Here is an 18219-nt window from a genome sequence, read left to right as displayed (position 1 = left end):
GGTCCCGTCCCGGACGGCCGGGACGGGACCTTCGATCAGGACATCGGCGTCCGACCGTCATCGCCACCAACCGCGTTGTCCGGGCGAAGCGACGCCGCAACCACCCACTCGAAAAAGGGGATCTCTCATGGCGGAGACCGCTACCCGCAGCAAGCCGGCAGGCTCCGGATCGAAGGGCCGCCGCGGCGGCACCCGTTCGGGCGGCAGCAGGGGCCAGCAGAGCCAGGGGAAGACCGCGCCGCAGGCCGAGTCCCCCGAAACCCTGCGCGACTACTTCCGGCAGATGAGCCTCATCCGGCGCTTCGAGGAACGCGCGGCACAGGGCTACACCCAGGCCAAAGTCGGTGGCTACTGCCATCTCAACCTGGGCGAGGAGGCCACGGTGGTCGGGCTCATGAGCGCGTTGCGCCGCTCCGACTACCTGTTCACCAACTACCGGGAGCACGGCTACGCCATCGCCAAGGGGATCGAGCCCGGCAAGGTGATGGCAGAGCTCTACGGGCGCACCACCGGAACCTCCAAGGGACTGGGTGGTTCCATGCACATGTTCGACACCGAGGTCGGGCTGCTCGGCGGTTACGGCATCGTCGGCGGCCAGGTTCCGCTGGCCACCGGTGCCGCGCTCGCCATCGACTACCGGGGCGGTGACGAGGTCGTGATGTGCCAGATGGGTGATGGCACGACCAACATCGGCGCCTTCCACGAGTCGATGAACATCGCCGCGCTGTGGAACCTGCCCGTGGTGTTCGTAGTGATCAACAACTATCTCGGCATGGGTACCACGGTGGAGATGTCCTCCGCGGAGTCCGAGCTGTACAAACGGGCGGTGGCCTACCGGATGCACGGTGAGCGGGTCGACGGCAACGACGTGGTGGCCGTGCGGGAAGCCGCGGGACGACTGGTCGAGCACGCCAGAAAGACCGGGGAACCCGCGATGCTGGAGGCGGTCAGCCACCGGATGAAGGGCCACTCGGTGGTCGACCCCGCGAAGTACCGCAACTCAGAGGACGCCGAGGCGGCGCGTGAGGCCGATCCGGTCGCCGCGTTCCGCGAGCAGCTCGTCTCGGCGAATGTGCTCGACGAGGACGGTGCCGCCGAGATCGAGCGTGCGGTGCAGGCCGATGTCGACGCGGCCGTCGCCTTCGCCGACGACAGCCCGCACCCGGACCCGGCAACGCTGTTCGACTACACCTACGCCACCCCGGTCGCCAACGACTCCCGCAGGTTGCCGGCCGATCCCGTCTTCTGAGGGAAACCGTTCCCGCTCCCCGCGATCGGCCTCGGCTCTGACGAGCGTCGCGGGAGCGATCCGTCGAATCACACCCCGCCACGAGGCGCCGGGGCCGTGCGTGCGGCCCCACGGCGCGACCATGTCCAGGAGATACACCGTTGGCCGTCATCACTTACCGGCAAGCGCTGCACGACACGCTGCGCGAGGAAATGCTCTCCGATGAGAACGTGTTTCTGATCGGAGAAGAGATCGGAGTCTTCGAGGGCTCCTACAAGATCACCGCGGGACTGCTCGAGGAGTTCGGCGAGAAGCGGGTACGCGACACCCCGATCGCCGAGGAGGGTTTCGTCGGAGCCGCGGTGGGAGCCGCGATGCTGGGGCTGCGTCCGGTCGTGGAGCTGATGACGATCAACTTCTCGTTGCTGGCGCTCGACCAGATCGTCAACCACGCCGCGAAGATCTACGGCATGTTCGGCGGCCAGTCCAACGCCCCGATGGTGCTGCGCACCCCCGGCGGTGGTGGGCAGCAGCTGGGTGCGACGCATTCGCAGAACATCGAGCTGTACTACGCGTTCGTGCCCGGGCTGAAGGTCGTCGCACCGAGCACCCCGGCAGACGCCAGGGCACTGCTGAAGGCTTCGCTGGCCGACAACGATCCGGTGTTGTTCCTGGAGAACCTCGCGCTCTACAACACCAAGGGCGAGGTTCCCGACGACATGCCGCCCGCGGAGATCGGCAGAGCCGGTGTCACCCGCACCGGCAGCGACATCACCATCATCGGCTACTCGCGCATGGCCACCGTGGCTACCCAGGTCGCCGACCAGCTGGGTGAGGAGGGGATCTCCGCCGAGGTGATCGACCTGCGCAGCCTGCGTCCGCTGGACCGGGAGACTCTGGTGGAGTCCGTCCGCAAGACCGGTTGCGCCGTGATCGCGGAGGACGACTGGTTGACCTACGGCATCGGTGCCGAGATCGCGGCCTCCATCTCCGACGGTGCCTTCGACTACCTCGACGCCCCGGTACGTCGTGTCGCCGCGGCCGAGGTTCCGCTGCCCTACGCCAAGCCTCTGGAGCGGGCGGCGCTGCCGTCGGCCGAGTCGCTCAACGCGGCGGTACGGCAGACACTCGACGCCGTCGGACATCGTCGCTGACACATTCCGCAGCAAGGCGCAGGCTCACCGCGTCGGCCCGGTGGACGAGGTCGTCGGGCGGCGACCGCGTTCGGTTCGGACCGAGCCACGGGGTGAGCCGGACCACCAGGATCCGAGGAAGACCATGACCGAGATTCACATGCCGCGCCTGTCCGACACGATGGAGGAAGGCGTTATCTCCGCCTGGCGCAAACAGGTGGGCGACCAGATCAACCGCGGCGACGTCGTGGCCGATATCGAGACCGACAAGGCCGTCATGGAGATGGAGGCCTACGACGACGGGGTGCTGGAGAAGATCCTCATCGCCGAGGGCGAGACCGTGCCCATCGGTGTCCCCATCGGGATCATGGGTGACGGATCGGGTGCCGCCGCTGCCGCCGGCACCTCCGGAGGTGACTCGGACGGGTCCACCGGCGGTTCCGCGACCACGGCGGCGAGCTCGGAGTCCGGTTCAACCGAGACCGCTTCTCCCAATACCGCCGCGCCACGGCCCGCCGCGTCGACGGAGTCCGATGCCGGTCCTCGCGAACGTCCGAAGGCCTCACCGCTCGCCCGGGCCGTCGCCAGGGAGAAGGGCGTCGACCTGTCCACCGTGACCGGTACGGGCCCCGGCGGACGCATCATCAGGGTCGACATCGAGGCCGCGGCCGAGGCGACGACCGACACCGAGTCCTCCCAGCAGCCGGCCCAGGAGCCACAGCGGGCCGAGCGCTCGGAGTCCCACCAGCAGAGCCAGGATCTCGAAGAGATCCCGTTGAGCAACATCCGCAAGGTCACGGCTCGGCGGCTGACCGAGAGCAAACAGCAGGCGCCGCACTTCTACCTGACCAGTGCCGTGGACGTCACCGACCTGGTCTCGTTCCGCTCCGACCTCAACGAACGGCTGCAGGCCTCCGGCGGCCCGAAGGTCAGCGTGAACGACCTGGTGGTCAAGGCCTGTGCCACCGCGCTGCGCGCGAATCCCTCGGTCAACGTCTCGTTCCGGGACGAGAAGCTGTTCCAGCACAACCGGGTTCATCTCGGGGTCGCCGTGGCGCTGGACTCGGGTCTGGTCGTACCGGTCATCCCCGACGCCGACCGCAAGAGCGTCTCCGAGATCGCGGCGGAGGGCAAGGAGAAGGCCGAACGCGCCAGGGACGGCAAGCTCAAGCCCGACGAGATGTCCGGAAGTACCTTCAGCGTGTCCAACCTGGGCATGTTCGGTATCGAGGAGTTCTCGGCGGTCATCAACCCGCCCGAGGCGGCCATCCTCGCCGTGGGCGCGACCCGCGAGGAGGTGCAGGTCCACGACGGGGAGTTCGTGGTGCGCAAGATGATGCGCATGACCCTGTCCGCCGATCACCGTGCGGTCGACGGTGCCGTGGGGGCCGTGTTCATGCAGCAGCTCACCTCGCTGCTGCAGGACCCCATCCGGATCATCGCCTAGAGACCGAGGTTGTCCGCCGGCCGCCGTCACGACCGGCGGACAACCCGCTCACGGGTATTGTCGAAGGTTGGCCGCGCCGAGTAACCGCCGACACCGCCGAACGGGTGGCCTCTCATAGGATCGTGGGGACAATGCCGCCCACAGCGAGGCTCTACCTCTGATGAACCACATCTCCGCCGGTGTCCGTGATCTCGGTACCGGCTTCACCAGCATCGTGCGTTCGCCGCGGATGTTGTTGTTGGGCGGAGTTCCCGCGCTGCTGAGCAGTCTGCTGCTGCTGGCCGGAATCGTCGTGCTGGCCTTCTTCAGCGGTGATCTCGCGGGCTGGTTGACCCCCTTCGCCGACGGCTGGTCGGAATGGTGGCGTCGCTCGTTCCGGGGGCTGCTGGCACTCGCGTTGATCGCCGGAGCGGTGCTGCTCGGCTCGGTGTCGTTCATAGCACTGACCCTGTTGATCGGGGGGCCGTTCTACGATCACATCGCCGAGCGCACCGAACGGGAGCGCGGCCTCGACGGTGATGAGGGCGTGGGCTGGCTACGACTGCTGTCGCGGGGACTGGCCGACGCGTCGCGACTGTTGCTCATCGGTGTGATCGGCACCTTGGTCCTGTTCCCGCTCGGCTTCGTGCCGGTGCTGGGCCAGACAGTGGTGCCGGTGGTCGGTGTGCTCTTCGGCGGCTGGCTGGTCGCGCTCGAACTGACCGGGCCGGTGTTCCAGCGGCTCGGCATGACGGTCGGCACCCGGCATCGGATACTGTGGCGTCATCGACGTACGGTGCTCGGATTCGCGGTACCGGCGTACCTGCTCTGCCTGGTACCGGTGGCTCAGCTCGTGGTGATTCCCGCCGCGGTGGTCGGAGGAACCCTGCTGGCGCATCGGGTGCTGGGTACCCGGTGGCCGGACGAGTCAACGGCGGACGGAAACCGAACCAACGGTGCTGGGACGGTCTGACGACGTCGGCACCGTCGATGAGCCCCCGTCTCAAGAGGATCCACTGTGGAAGACGTCGTCCGGTTGCTGCCCGAGTTCTCCGGAACGCTGCCCGCTTCGGTGGTCGCCCTGCTCGCCCTGGTGCTGGTCATCTACCGGGCGAGCTGGACAGTACTGCGCAACGTGGTCACCATCGCACACGAAGGTGGTCATGCGGTCGTGGCGCTGCTCAGCGGGCGCAGGCTCAACGGCATCAGGCTGCACTCGGACACCTCGGGCCTGACCGTCTCCACCGGGCCGGCTCACGGTCCGGGGATGGTCCTCACGCTCTTCGCTGGTTACCCGGCGGTCTCGCTGCTGGGGCTGGTGGCGGCGTGGTTGGTTTCGGCGGATCGGGTGTCGCTGCTGCTTCGCGCCGCAGTGGTGGCGCTGGCGTTGCTGCTCGTCGCGTTGCGCAATCTCTACGGGGTGCTCTCGGTATTGCTGACCGGCACCGCGTTGTTCGCGGTCTCCTGGTGGGCCACTCCCGGTGTTCAACTGCTGTTCGCGCAGTTGTTGGGGTGGTTCCTGCTGTTGGGAGGCATCCGTCCGCTTTTCGAGTTGTCCGGCAAGCGTCGCAGGGGAGGGGCGAGCAACTCCGATGCGGATCAGCTGGCGCGCCTGACGGCGGCGCCTGCGATGCTCTGGCTGTCGCTGTGGTTGTTGATCGCTCTCGGAGCGCTGGTGCTGGGAGCGAACTGGCTGTTGGCGGATCTGATTCCGTTCTGGTGATCTTCCCGCTTCCGGTGGTCAACCGGGGCTCGATCGGGCGAGTATCGTCATCGTGGCGGTGTTCTGCTCGTGCTGCGAGGACCGTCCCCGATCCGCGACCCGGCTGAGTTGGTCGGACGAGGGTGGCAACATTCGGTTGTCCCGACGTGTCGGTGCGACATTCGCGGTGTCCGGAGCGCCCAGTAATCTCGTGTGTACGCGAACGAACCGGCAAGGGGGCGTGGTGACGGAACAGACGGATTGGCTGCCGCGTGATGTGGACGAGGAGGTTCCCAGCGCGGCGCGGATATACGACTATTTGCTGGGTGGTGCCCACAATTTCGCCGCCGACCGCAGACTGGGCGAGAAGTTCCTGGCCGCGTTACCGAGTGCCCGGCACGTCGCCCGTCTCAACCGTGCTTTCCTGCGACGTGCGGTGCTGACTCTCGAAGACGCGGGTATCAGGCAGTTCATCGATATCGGATCGGGCATTCCCACCGTCGGCAATGTTCACGAGATCGCGCGGGACGTCGACGAGAACTCCAGGGTCGTCTACGCCGACAACGAGCCCGTCGCGGTCGCCCACAGCGAGTTGTTGCTGCGCGACGATCCGAACGCGACGATGCTGCAGGCGGACCTCCTCGATCCGGAAGGCGTATTCGGGCACCCGCGAACCACGAACCTGCTGGATCTGTCCCGGCCCATCGGGTTGCTGATGGTCGGTGTGCTGCACTTCGCCGCTCCCGAGAACGATCCGGTCGACGTCATGCGCCGTTACCGCGAAGCACTGCCCCCCGGCAGCTACCTGGCGCTCTCGCATTTCACCGCCGATATCAGGCCCGAGGACATGCTCGGGGTCGCCGAGGTGATGCGGCAGAGCGCCGACCCGATCCATCCGCGTTCCCACGCCGAGATCACCGAACTGTTCGACGGTTTCGAACTGCTCGACCCCGGAGTGGTTGGAACGGCGCTGTGGCGTCCGGACGACGACGGCCTGCATGCCGAGACCCCCGGATCGGCGCAGATCTACGCCGGAGTTGGCTACAAAGCGTGATTTCTGCTGTTTTCGCAGCGTAATTTTTCTTTCCGAGGAGTTAGGCATGTTGCCCAGCCGGACTGCCGAAATACATACCGTTGCGATAATCTGCTTTCCCTCGGAAGTAAATACCCTGAACGTGGGATTGATGAGATGAGCCACGCGAGTTCGGACCGGGATCTCCCGATCGACGATGGGGCAGGCCAGGACGAGAGGGTGGCCACATGGGAGAGCGGACGATGGTGTGCCGATCTGGCCACCCAGTGGGCCCGATGGTTGAGCCACACCGCCTACATACCGATGGCTCTCGGTTCACTGGAATCCGAGCTCCGTGAACTGATCGAGTTGATTCTCGAAGGACTTCGGCGGCCGGAGCGGATCGAGACGACCGGTCACTCGGTGGGAACCCGGTTGGTGAGCCTGCACGCCACCGGGGAGGACAGCCTCACCCGCAGTCTGGAACTGCTGTGCCGCACCCTGTTGCCCGGCCCCTCGAACGAATCCGCGCGGCGGGTGCTGACCCTGCTGGCCTCCGTCGCCTCCGGATACGCCGAGGCCGATCGGGGTAGTGCTCTCGAACAGCAGGAAACCCTCAAGCGCGCACTGCTGTGGTCCAAACTGGATGCCGAGCGCAAGCTGCGCGTCAGCGAGGACCGCTTCCGGGAGGTATTCAACACCACCCCGATCGGTATCGGACTGTGTGACCTCGACGGTACGTTTCGGGAGGTCAATCCGGCGCTGGAGCGGACTCTCGGTTACAGCGCGACGGAACTGGTCTCCACCGCCGTCACCGAACTGTTCGACCCCGGTGAAGCGGAGATCGTCTCGACCAACTACGTCGAGCTGCTGCAGGGCCTGCGCAGCGGGCTGCGTGAACGCCGCAATCTGGTGCGGGCCGACGGCACGAGGGCGTGGACCTACATCGCCGTCTCGGTGCTGCGCGACACGGACGGCGAGGCTTACCGGCTCGTGCTGATGGTCGAGGATCTGCGCGAACTCAACGACCTGCAGGAACAGCTCTACTTCCAGACACTGCACGATCCGATCACCGGTCTGGCGAACCGCCAGCACTTCCGTACGAGGTTGGAAGGGGCACTCGCCTCCTTCGCGCCCGATGAGCGGCTCACGCTCTACCAGCTGCGGCTCGACGGTTTCGGGCTCATCAACCACGGGCTCGGTTACGAGATCGGTGACAGCATCGTGCAGTCGGTCGCCAACCGGCTCTCCGGACTCGTCCGGGACGAGGACGGGCTGGTCGCCCGGATCGGTGGAACCGAGTTCGCCGTGCTGCTCCGGCAGTGCCCCGGTACTCCGGGAATCGCGGAGTTCGCCGAGCTGATCAACACCGAACTCGACGAGCCGATCTACATCAACGGCAACGGCTTGGCGCCCACGGCCAGCATCGGTGTCGTACAGCGTTCGGTCGGCGATGCGGAGCCCACCGACATGTTGTGGGCCGCGGGAGTGGCGCTGCGCAGTGCGGAGAAGGCCGGGAAACGACAGTGGGCCGTGTTCGACCCGCACCGGGCTCCCGTCGAACTGACCGAGGCCAAACTGGCCGCCATCATGCCCGGCGCTCTGGAACTCGGGGAGTTCGAGGTCGGTTACCGGCCACTGGTTTCGCTGGCCGACGGAGAGATCGTGGCAGTCGAGGCACGGCTGGCGTGGCAGCCGGAGGGCCACGAACGGCTGGAGCACGATGCGTGTCTCCGCCTGGCCGAACGTTCCGGTATCACCCTCGCGTTGCGCGACTGGACGCTGCGCACCGCCTGGCGACAGCTGTCCGAGTGGCACGCGGCCGGATTCGACCACCAGCTCGTGGTGGGGCTCAGTCCCAACCAGTCCCGCGACCCGGATCTGGTGTCCCGCGTTCGACGCGTCGTCGAGGAGGAATCGCCGGACCCGAGCCGGCTGCTGCTGTGCATGTCGATGACGGCATTGATGGGAACCGGCGGGGAAGCCGTTGACAACGTCGCGACCCTGGCGGACATGGGGGTGCGTACGGCGGCCCACGAGTTCCGCGCCGCTCCAGCCGAACTGCGCTTCCTGCGGAAGTTCCCCACCCGTGCGGTGCTGCTGGCGCCCGATCTCGTCCGACTCGCCGAGGAGGACGAGACCTTCGAGTCCCCGGAGCTCAGGGCGCTCGGCGGTATGGTCCCACTGGTGCGTTCCTGCGGCATTCCGTTGGCAGTGCCGGAAGTGCGTACCGGGGGACAGGCCCGGTTGTGGCGGGAGCAGGGTTGTGACATCGGATCCGGCCCGTTCTGCTCCGAGGTGCTGTCGGCGTCGGAGATGACGGAATTGCTGCGGGAGAACGCACCCGCGTCGGACGCCTCGTAGCCGAGGCTTCCGTCCGGGGTGGGACCGGACGTCGGGTTTCCTCGCTCCGGTCGGTACACGATTCTCGGTACGGAGGGAGAACGTCGTGGAGAGCACCGTGCGGGAGGCGGGGAGCGGTCCGTTCCCCGCTCGTCGTTCGTTCGCGCTCGTTCCGGTCTCGGCCGTCGTCGTGGTGGCCGTAGCGGTGATGTTCGCCTTCGCCGGGCGGTACGGCTACTTCGGGGACGAACTGTACTTCGTGATCGCCGGTACGAACCCGGCCTGGGGATACGCCGACCAGCAGCCGGTCGTTCCGTTGCTCGCCGCGGCCATGGAGTGGTTGTTCCCCGGTTCGCTGATCGCGTTGCGCGCCCCCTCGATCCTCGCCTTCGGACTGGGAGCGGTGGTGGCCGCGCTCGTCGCCCGCGAAGTGGGAGGTGACCGTCGTGCGCAGGCTTTCACCGCGACGGCCTTCGTGCTCGCCTTCGCGTCGATGTACCGCAATCTCAACACCATAGGTCTCGACATCCTGGGCTGGACACTGCTGACGTTGCTGCTCCTGCGATGGGTACGTACCCACTGCGCGGGTGAGTCCGACGATCGGTTGCTGCTGTTGTCCGGTGTGGTGGTGGCCCTGAGCGTGCAGGTCAAGATCCACATCGCCGTGTTCGTGGTGGTTGTCCTGCTGACGCTGGCAGTCCTCGGTCCCCGTGCGATCTTTCGGCGGCCACTGTTGTGGGTGGGTGCGCTGATCGCGGTAGTGGTGACCGTTCCGACCGTGGTGTGGCAGTTCACGCACGGCTGGCCACAGCTGGCCGTGGCAAGTTCCTCCTCGACCGAGATGACTTCGGTAGGAGGGCGGTTGTTCAGTTTCGTCGGCATGCTCGCCCTGTTGGGGCTGGTGTTCGGTCTGGTGCTCGGCGGGTACGGCCTGTGGCGACTGCTGCGCGCCGAGGAGACGCGCCCCTACCGGTTCCTGGGGTGGAGCGCGGTCGGGGTGCTCGTGGTGTTCCTGGCGGTGGGCGGCAAACCGTACTACGTGGCGGGGGTGTTCCCCGCGCTGTGGGCGGCGGGCGCGCTGGGATTCCAGCGTCGCCGCGAGGCCCTCGTGGGGAAGAACCGGCGTGGTCGGGGATGACTGGCCTGGCCCGCACTGGCCGTGTCGGTGGTGGTGACGGTGCAGTCGCTGCCCATCGCCTCGGTGGAGTCCTTCGCCGAACGTGACACCAGCCCGGTCGACTTCCGCGGCAGCGAGATCGGATGGCCCGAGCTGGCCACCGATGTGGGCGATATCTACCGAGATCTTCCACCGCGGCAGCGGGAACACACCGTGGTGCTCGGTTCGCACTACTGGACCGCCTCGGCGGTGGAGTTCCACGGGAGGCGAGCCGACCTTCCCGATGCCTACAGCGGCTCGCGGGGATTCTGGTTCTTCGGGCATCCCCCCGCCGGAATCACCACCGTGATCCACATCGGTGAGATCGCGCCCGGGGTGCGTGAGCACTTCGACGGGGTTCGTCGGGTCGGTACCGTGAACAACGGTCCGGGGGTGGACAACGTGGTGCGGGGACAACCGATCCACCTCGCCGACGTCACCGGTGTCGACTGGCAGCGCGTGTGGCCCGAGTTCAGGGACATGACCCTGTCGCTGTGAACGTGACCTCCCTCCCCGATGTACATTTCGCGAGAAATTGACGCCCGGGCGGCCGCCACCGGTCTTCCCGCGGGAGCCTCCGCACCGATCATCGATACCGCCCGAACCGCGTCGCGGCGGCGATTTCGTGAGAAATTGGCACGGCGGTACGCCTACCGGGAAGGAACCGGAGTCGTTCCCGCGCCGTCCCGCGGGCTGCCGCTCATCCTTCCCGGAAGGCCCGCAGGATCCGTTCGGCCGCCATCCCCGCGGTCATCTCGCCGTCGCGTACCCGGTGTTCGATCTCCTCACGGGTCCGCTTCACCCCGGAGTCGGCGAGGAGCTCGCTCATCAGCTGGTCCCGCACCAGTTCCCAGGTCCATTCCAGCCGCTGCTCACTGCGTTTCTCCGCCAGCTCACCGGCTTCGGACAGCGCGGTGTGATGCTCCAACACCTGCTGCCAGAGCTTGTCCAGCCCCGTCCCGTTGAGTCCGCTGCAGGTGGTGATCCGTGGATTCCACGACGCGTTCGGCGGGGTCAGCAGCCGCAGCGCGCCGCGCAGCTCGCGGGCGGACTGCCGAGCTTCGTCCTCGTGCGGGCCATCGGCCTTGTTCACGGCCACGATGTCGGCCAACTCCAGCACGCCACGCTTGATCCCCTGCAGTTGGTCACCGGTTCGCGCGATGGTCAGCAGCAGAAAGCAGTCCACCATCCCCGCCACGGTCACCTCGGACTGTCCGACCCCGACGGTCTCCACCAGGACCACGTCGAAGCCCGCGGCCTCCATGAGCACGATGGTCTCCCTGGTGGCCCTGGCGACCCCGCCGAGCGTTCCGGCGCTGGGGGAGGGACGCACGAAGGCGGCGGGGTCGGAGGCCAGCGCACCCATCCTGGTCTTGTCACCCAGGATGCTTCCGCCGCTGCGGTTGGAGGAGGGGTCCACGGCCAGTACCGCGACCCGGTGTCCCTCGCCGGTGAGTTTGGTGCCCAACGACTCGATGAAGGTGGACTTTCCGACGCCCGGCACCCCGGTGACGCCGATACGACGCGCGCCTCCCGAGTGGGGCAGCAACTCGGTCAGCAGTCGTTGGGCCTTTTCCCGATGATCCGAACGTGTCGACTCGACCAGCGTGATCGCCCGCGCCAGCGTGGTGCGGGAGCCGGCCAGCACGCCCTCGGCGAGCTTGTCCACATCGATGGTTCGCGGCATGGTCCGCTCTACCCGTCGTGGCCGAGCTCGACGCGCAGCTGCCGCAACAGCCGCTCCGCCGCCTCGGCGATCACGGTGCCCGGTCCGAACACGGCGGAGGCTCCCGCCTCGTGCAGCGCCTCGTGGTCGGCGGGCGGGATCACCCCGCCGACCACGATCATGATGTCCTCGCGGTCCAGCGCGTCCAGCTCGGCGCGCAGCGCGGGAACCAGCGTCAGGTGCCCAGCGGCCAGTGAGGAAACCCCGACGAGGTGCACGTCGGACTCGGCGGCCTGCTGGGCCACCTCGACCGGTGTCTGGAACAGCGGGCCGACGTCGACGTCGAATCCCAGGTCTGCGAACGCGGTGGCGATGACCTTCTGCCCCCGGTCGTGCCCGTCCTGTCCCATCTTCGCGACCAGGAGGCGGGGCCTGCGGCCCTCCGCCTCCGCGAACTCCGAAACGGTGGTACTGACCCGTTCGATCGCGCTGTCGTGGCCTGCCTCCTCGCTGTACACCCCGGAGATGGTACGGATCTGCCCGGAGTGGCGACCGAAAGCGGCTTCGAGAGCGTCCGAGATCTCACCCACCGTGGCGTGGGCGCGCGCGGCGTCAACGGCCAGCGTGAGCAGGTTGTGCTCCAGGTCGTCGGGGCGCTCACCATCCACAGTGGCCTGCGCGACGGCGGTGAGCCTGCGCAGCGCGTCGGAACAGGTCTGTTCGTCGCGCTCCTCGCGCAGCCTGCGCAGCTTGTCGAGCTGTTCGGCCCGCACCGCGCTGTTGTCCACCTTGCGTACCTCGGGGCCACCGTCCCCCTCGGTGCCGTCCGGTTGGTACAGGTTGACACCGATCAGTGGTTGGTGGCCGGAGTCGATTCGTGCCTGGGTTCGTGCCGCGGCCTCCTCGATGCGCATCTTGGGGATCCCGGCCTCGATCGCGGCGGCCATCCCACCGGCCTGCTCGATCTCGTCGAGGTGCACCTCGGCTCGTTCCGCGAGATCTCTCGTGAGGCTCTCGATGTAGTGGCTGCCGCCCCAGGGGTCGATGGTCCGGGTGGTGCCGGACTCCTGCTGCAGCAGGAGCTGGGTGTTGCGCGCGATGCGGGCCGAGAAGTCGGTGGGCAGCGCCAGTGCCTCGTCCAGGGCGTTGGTGTGCAGTGACTGCGTGTGCCCCTGGGTGGCGGCCATGGCCTCCACGCAGGTGCGTGCCACGTTGTTGAACGCGTCCTGCGCGGTCAGCGACCAACCGGAGGTCTGTGAGTGGGTGCGCAGTGACAGCGACTTGGAGTCGGTCGGCTCGAACCGCGACACCAGCCGCGCCCACAGCAGCCTGGCGGCACGCAGCTTGGCCACCTCCATGCCGAAGTGCATCCCGATTCCCCAGAAGAACGACAACCTGGGCGCGAAGGAGTCGATGTCCAGGCCGGCGTCCCTCCCCGCCCGGATGTAGTCGAGCCCGTCGGCCAGGGTGTAGGCCAGCTCCAGGTCGGCGGTGGCACCGGCCTCCTGGATGTGGTAACCGGAAATGGAGATCGAGTTGAACTTCGGCATCCGCGCCGAGGTGTAGGCGAAGATGTCGGAGATGATCCGCATCGACGGCCGCGGTGGGTAGATGTAGGTGTTGCGGACCATGAACTCCTTGAGGATGTCGTTCTGGATGGTCCCCGCCAGTTTCTCCGGCGGCACACCCTGCTCCTCGGCCGCGACGATGAACAGCGCCAGCACCGGGAGTACCGCGCCGTTCATGGTCATGGACACGCTCATGTTGTCCAGCGGTATCCCGTCGAACAGCTGCCGCATGTCCAGGATCGAGTCGATGGCCACTCCCGCCATCCCCACGTCACCGGACACGCGGGGGTGATCCGAGTCGTAACCGCGGTGCGTGGCGAGGTCGAACGCCACCGACAGTCCCTTCTGCCCCGCGGCGAGGTTGCGTCGGTAGAACGCGTTCGACTCGGCGGCGGTGGAGAACCCGGCGTACTGCCGGACCGTCCACGGTTTGTTGACGTACATCGTGGAGTAAGGACCGCGCAGGTACGGCGCGATTCCCGGGTAACCGTGCGGAAAGCGCAGCCCCGAGGTGTCCTCCTCGGTGTAGAGCGGCTTGATGTCGATGCCTTCCGGGGCGTGCCAGCTCAGCGACTCCGCGTCCCGGCCGGTGGTGTCCCGTAGCCGTCGGTGCCATTCCGGCGTGTCGGCCTCGACCGGTGGATCGTCCAGCTCTACGTCGGCGAAATCCGGAATCCTGCCGTGGCTGCTCATGGTGTCGCCTTCGCTACGGCCGGGGTCGACACGCCCCAGCGCTGGTGGATGTCGTTCAGTACTGCCGGTGCGTCGCCACCCGCGTGCACGAATCCGTCCACGCTCGCCGCGATCGAACCGCGGGACTTCCCCGCGAGCAGTACCAGCTCCGCGCCCGCCGCTCGGAGTGCCAGCGCGGTCTCCTCGGCGCGCTCGTCGTAGAGCCGGTCCGTCGAGCACAGGCACACCAACGGAGTTCCGGCCCGCTCGAACTCGGTTACCACCGCCGCCGAGTCCTCGGTCTCGCCCGCCTCGGTCGTTTCCACACCGCCCGCCGCGAGCAGATTCCGCACGAAGGAGGCACGTGCGGTGTAGGAAGCCAACGGCCCCAGCGTCGCCAGGAACACCCGCGGTCGTCCCCGTGGTTGTTCGGCCGCTCGGTCGGCATCGTCACGCAGCCGTTCGTACTCCTCGGCGTAACGATGTCGGGGCAATCCGCCGCTCTCCGGTTCCGCCGGACGGGGAGGGCGCACGATTGGCTGTTCACCGGGATCGGGGAACTCGCTGACTCCGGTTATCGGGTCGGTCCGGCAGGCGATCGCCCGTTCACGTTCCCGCCACGTCTCGGCCAGTCGATCGGCGACCAGACCGGACTCCAGTGCGGCGGTCAAACCGCCCTCGGCCTCGATACGCCGGAACCAGTTCCAGCCCGCCCCGGCGAGTTCGTCGGTCAGCGACTCCACGTAGTACGAGCCACCAGCCGGGTCGATCACTTGTCCCAGGTGCGCCTCGTGCGAGAGCAGCGCTTGCACGTTGCGGGCCATCCGGCGGGAGAACGCATCCGGCAGTCCGAGCGCGGCGTCGAACGGCTGGACCGTGATCGCCGTGGCGCCGCCCGCCGCCGCGGCGAACGCGGCGATGGTCGAACGCAGCATGTTCACCCAGGGGTCGCGCCGGGTGAGCATGGCCGAGGAAGTCACGGCGTGCTGGTGCTGGCCCCGGGCTCGAGGGGTGGCTCCACAGGCCCGCAGTACCCGTTCCCACATCCGTCGTGCCGCGCGGAGCTTGGCCGTGGTGCTGAACTGGTCCACCGTGGCGGCGAACCGGAACTCCAGCAGCCCGGCCGCGGTGTCCAGATCCAGGTCGGTCTCGGACAGTGAGCGCAGGTACTCGACCCCCGCGGCCACGGCGCAGCCCAGCTCCTCGGCGTCCGAACCACCCGCGTCGTGATAGGGGAGTCCGTCCACGCTGATCGCCCGCATACCGGGGCAGGTGTGCGCCCAGCGCCGTGCCAGCTCGATCGCCGGAGCCGTCTCGTGCGGCCGACCGGTTCGTGCCCGCAGTCCCAGGGGATCGGCGCCGAGGTTGCCGCGCAGCGATTCGTACGGCACGTTCCATTGCTCGGCCGCCCGCAGCAGCTCGCCCGCCGCCGCCTCGTACTGCTCGCCCGCTCGCAGCACCACACCGGCCATGTCCAGCCGCACCCCGTGCAGCGCGTCGCCGAGTTCGTCCACCGCGATGCCGCCCGGTCCGAGCCGCAGCCACACCGACCGCGCCCCGCCACCCAGGTCGGCGAGGATCTCGCGGTTGGTGGTGGTCACGTCGGGGTCCTCGTGGTACTGCCGGACGTCCCAACCGTCGTCCGCCGCACCCTGGACCGTGCTGTTCCTGGTGAACGGTGCGGCGCCGGGTGTTCCGGTCGCGGTGTGGCCCGCCCGGGAGGTGTAGAGCGGGTGCACGTCGAAACCGTCGTGCAGTTCGGTGGTCAGCAGCTCCTCGGGGGCTTCCGGCGCGGGTGCGTCCCGCTTCAGCAGCCCTGACTCGCGCAGCACCTGCTCGACCTGTTCCTGCCACTGCCGGTGGGTGGGCAGCTCGAAACCCGCCATCAGGTCCGACAGGTCCCCGTGCTCGCTCGACGTTGAGCGTTCCGACGCCGTCATGGGAGCCGATGGTATTCCGGTGGTCCGCTGATCGAGACCTGCACGGGGTGTGACGCGCGTCCCAATATTGTTAGGAGTCGTTAACCGGGAGAGTGGTCACTTCCCGCCGAGCTCCTCCAGCCCGGCGACCACGTCGGTGAACGGTGGCAGCGCGAGGAACTCGCGCTCGATCGCCCTGGCACGGTGCCGGTGGGCGGAGTCGGCGAGCACGGTTCCCACCGTCGTGCGAAGCGAGTCGTGCGAGACGTCTTCGAGGTCGAGCCGCTTCCCGGCGCCGAGCCGCTCGACACGCTCGGCGTTGGCCGGTTGTTCGGCGAGCATCGGCAGCACGACCATCGGCACTCCGCTGCTGAGTGCTTCCCGGACACCGCTGAACCCGCCGTGGGTGATGAACGCGTCGCAGGCGGGCAGCAGCAGCTGCTGCTGGACGAAGGAGGTCAGGTACACGTTGTCCGGCCGCGCACCCCGCCACTGTCCGGGGTCGATTCCGCTGCCCAGCGCCACCACTCCGGTGACGCGCAGGTCCCCGAGCACCTCGACGATGGTGTCCAGCAGAGTGCGAGGTCCGTCATCGTGCAGCGCCGCCGCGTTGGACCCCAGCGTGGCCAGCACCAGCGGGCGGTCACCAGGCAGGTCGGCGATTGCGGGATCGAGCCGCTGCTCGCGCGCTCGTGGTGCCCGGTAGTGCACCGTCGATTCCGTCCTGAGGTGCTCCGGGTAGAAGCTCTCAGGCACCACAGCGATTCTGCCGCGCCGCCCCGGATGCAGCGGATCGGAGACGTCCGGCAGGTTCAGCCGCTCACGTTGCTGGTTGATCACAGCCAGCACGTCCGGGTGGTCGTGCGGTGCCAGCGGCCCCGTGTCCAGCATCGTGTGCGGGATGTCGAGGTGCTCGGCGGCGTAGTAACCGGGGTAGTCGGCCACCTCGCGCACCAGCAGGTCCGCCTCGAACGAGCGCAGCACCTCGATCGACTCCTCGGCGGTGTCACCCGCCACCGGTCCGGCGAAGACGCGGGCGAAGTAGTCGGGCTCGGGGCGTACCGTGCGGCTGCCCAGGCCGTCCATCACGGAGGGGTCGATGCCGAGGCGTTCGAGGACCTCCGGTCGCCCGAAGAAGTCCCGTGGGCCCATCGCGTTCGGCAGCACCAGCGGGGTCAGGCCGAAGGCGCGTACCTCATCGGCGAGGGCGGGCGAGGTCAGCACCCCCACCTCGTGACCAGCTTCGGCCGTGAGTTTGGCGAGCGGCAGCAGAGCGGGCACGAGGTGGGAGTAGATCGGCTGACTGCTGAAAGCGACGCGCACCGTGCCTCCTGATGTGCGGGCGGGGAGTTCTCGGGGCCCACGTTACGGCCCCCGCCGTCGAACCCGCGCCGCCACGGTCACTGCCTCGCTGCCGGGGCCTGCTTCCGATCGGAGGTGACACGTCGATGCCCGGGGACAGTGCCCCGGGCATCGACGTGGTCTGTGAACCAGTGCCCTCCGATATCCGTCTCGTCAGCTTCCGTTGAACTTCACGTCGCTGCAGAAGTAGTAGGACTGGTCCATGTGCGAGGCCTGCCAGACCGTGTAGACGATGTGGCGACCGGTGCGATCACCCGCGTCGATGTTGTCGATCGTCGTGGTCGTGGCGGGCGGACGTGAGCCGGTCTCGGTGACCAGTTCGAGGTTGTCCCACCCGAGCCGCTGGGTCGTGGGGTCGAAGCCCTGCTTGGTGATGTAGACCTTGTAGTAGTCCGCACCGTGCTGGGCCTGATCGGTGACGGTCACCGAGAACTGGTTGTCCTTGGTGACGGTCTTCCACTGGCCCGGCTCGTCGAGAGCGGCGTAGCGGTCCCTACCGGCGCTGCACAGCTGGCCGTCCGGGATGGCGGTCTCGTGGTTGCCGTTGACGCCGTTGACGTACAGACCGTTCCAGTTCCACATCGCGTTCGGGTTGGCCTGCCACGCCTGCCAGCACATCGGGTCCTCTTCTTCCATCGCGGGCGACTGGAAGTTGTCGGCCCACCGGTCCCAGCAACCGTAGTTGCGGGTGGGCGGATTCGTCGCGGACCCGTGGGCGCTGGCCTCTTCCGGCTGGCCCATCTGCATCCCGGCGAACATCGCGGTGACGGCGGCCGAAAGGGCCACCACCCGGGTCAGGACGCCTGCGCGTCGACGAACGGAACGCTTGGACATTTCGTCTCCTAGGGGAGAGGAACACGGTGTATGGGAGCGCTCCCAAAGTAGAACTGTAACGAGACCACCGAGAGTTGTGAACCCTCTCACAGTACGATTCGTGTTCCGATTTTGACCTAAATGGACTCAAAGTTGCGCGAAGTTGATTCGACTCCACAGGGGATGCAGGCGGTGCGCATGGGAGATATGGCCATCTTC

Annotated in this window: 14 protein-coding genes; 9 read left to right on the top strand and 5 right to left on the bottom strand. The window is 67.7% G+C overall.

The features are described from left to right. Positions 1-127 precede the first annotated feature (127 nt). The 9 genes from pdhA (at position 128) to BM394_RS11115 (ending at position 10498) form a co-directional block, all read left to right on the top strand. Positions 128-1249, top strand: coding sequence for a pyruvate dehydrogenase (acetyl-transferring) E1 component subunit alpha (gene pdhA / locus BM394_RS11155; RefSeq protein WP_092977483.1), 1122 nt, complete (start codon positions 128-130; stop codon positions 1247-1249). Positions 1250-1389: 140 nt separating this feature from the next. Then, positions 1390-2382, top strand: a complete 993-nt coding sequence (locus tag BM394_RS11150) for an alpha-ketoacid dehydrogenase subunit beta (protein ID WP_092977481.1) — start codon at positions 1390-1392, stop codon at positions 2380-2382. Between the two features lie 124 nt (positions 2383-2506). Next, positions 2507-3808: a pyruvate dehydrogenase complex dihydrolipoamide acetyltransferase gene (locus tag BM394_RS11145; protein ID WP_175530058.1), complete on the top strand. Its 1302-nt coding sequence runs from the start codon at positions 2507-2509 to the stop codon at positions 3806-3808. Positions 3809-3968: 160 nt separating this feature from the next. Beyond that, positions 3969-4760 (top strand): EI24 domain-containing protein, encoded by a 792-nt coding sequence (locus BM394_RS11140; protein WP_092977479.1) that lies wholly within the window; start codon positions 3969-3971, stop codon positions 4758-4760. 45 nt (positions 4761-4805) lie between these two features. Continuing rightward, positions 4806-5510, top strand: coding sequence for a M50 family metallopeptidase (locus BM394_RS11135; RefSeq protein ID WP_092977477.1), 705 nt, complete (start codon positions 4806-4808; stop codon positions 5508-5510). A 223-nt stretch (positions 5511-5733) separates the two neighbouring features. Further along, positions 5734-6543: an SAM-dependent methyltransferase gene (locus tag BM394_RS11130; protein WP_092977806.1), complete on the top strand. Its 810-nt coding sequence runs from the start codon at positions 5734-5736 to the stop codon at positions 6541-6543. Between the two features lie 135 nt (positions 6544-6678). Continuing rightward, positions 6679-8865 (top strand): putative bifunctional diguanylate cyclase/phosphodiesterase, encoded by a 2187-nt coding sequence (locus BM394_RS11125; protein ID WP_092977475.1) that lies wholly within the window; start codon positions 6679-6681, stop codon positions 8863-8865. An 85-nt stretch (positions 8866-8950) separates the two neighbouring features. Beyond that, on the top strand, positions 8951-9982 hold the full coding sequence (locus BM394_RS11120) for a glycosyltransferase family 39 protein (RefSeq protein ID WP_092977473.1): 1032 nt from the start codon (positions 8951-8953) through the stop codon (positions 9980-9982). Between the two features lie 39 nt (positions 9983-10021). Continuing rightward, positions 10022-10498 carry a hypothetical protein gene (locus tag BM394_RS11115; RefSeq protein ID WP_139235200.1) on the top strand — a complete coding sequence of 159 codons (477 nt, stop codon included), beginning with the start codon at positions 10022-10024 and terminating at the stop codon, positions 10496-10498. Positions 10499-10700: 202 nt separating this feature from the next. Here BM394_RS11115 and meaB read toward each other — a convergent pair whose 3' ends face one another. The 5 genes from meaB to BM394_RS11090 all read right to left on the bottom strand — a co-directional run bounded on the left by meaB (position 10701) and on the right by BM394_RS11090 (position 18021). Continuing rightward, entirely contained in the window at positions 10701-11687 is a 987-nt protein-coding gene (gene meaB, locus BM394_RS11110; RefSeq protein ID WP_092977469.1) for a methylmalonyl Co-A mutase-associated GTPase MeaB, read from the bottom strand. A gap of 8 nt (positions 11688-11695) precedes the next feature. After that, positions 11696-13927, bottom strand: coding sequence for a methylmalonyl-CoA mutase (scpA, locus tag BM394_RS11105; RefSeq protein WP_092977467.1), 2232 nt, complete (start codon positions 13925-13927; stop codon positions 11696-11698). Continuing rightward, positions 13924-15846 carry a methylmalonyl-CoA mutase family protein gene (locus BM394_RS11100; protein WP_092977465.1) on the bottom strand — a complete coding sequence of 641 codons (1923 nt, stop codon included), beginning with the start codon at positions 15844-15846 and terminating at the stop codon, positions 13924-13926. Before BM394_RS11100 ends, scpA begins: the two co-directional genes overlap by 4 nt. 96 nt (positions 15847-15942) lie before the next feature. Continuing rightward, positions 15943-17148, bottom strand: coding sequence for a glycosyltransferase (locus tag BM394_RS11095; RefSeq protein WP_092977463.1), 1206 nt, complete (start codon positions 17146-17148; stop codon positions 15943-15945). A gap of 192 nt (positions 17149-17340) precedes the next feature. After that, a complete protein-coding gene (locus tag BM394_RS11090; RefSeq protein WP_092977461.1) occupies positions 17341-18021 on the bottom strand; it encodes a lytic polysaccharide monooxygenase auxiliary activity family 9 protein in 681 nt (226 codons plus the stop codon). Between the last annotated feature and the right edge of the window lie 198 nt (positions 18022-18219).

It is taken from the genome of Actinopolyspora lacussalsi subsp. righensis (genome assembly GCF_900116555.1).
In the GTDB taxonomy this organism is placed as follows: Bacteria; Actinomycetota; Actinomycetes; order Mycobacteriales; family Pseudonocardiaceae; genus Actinopolyspora; species Actinopolyspora lacussalsi.
This window is presented reverse-complemented; position numbering and strand designations above follow the sequence as displayed.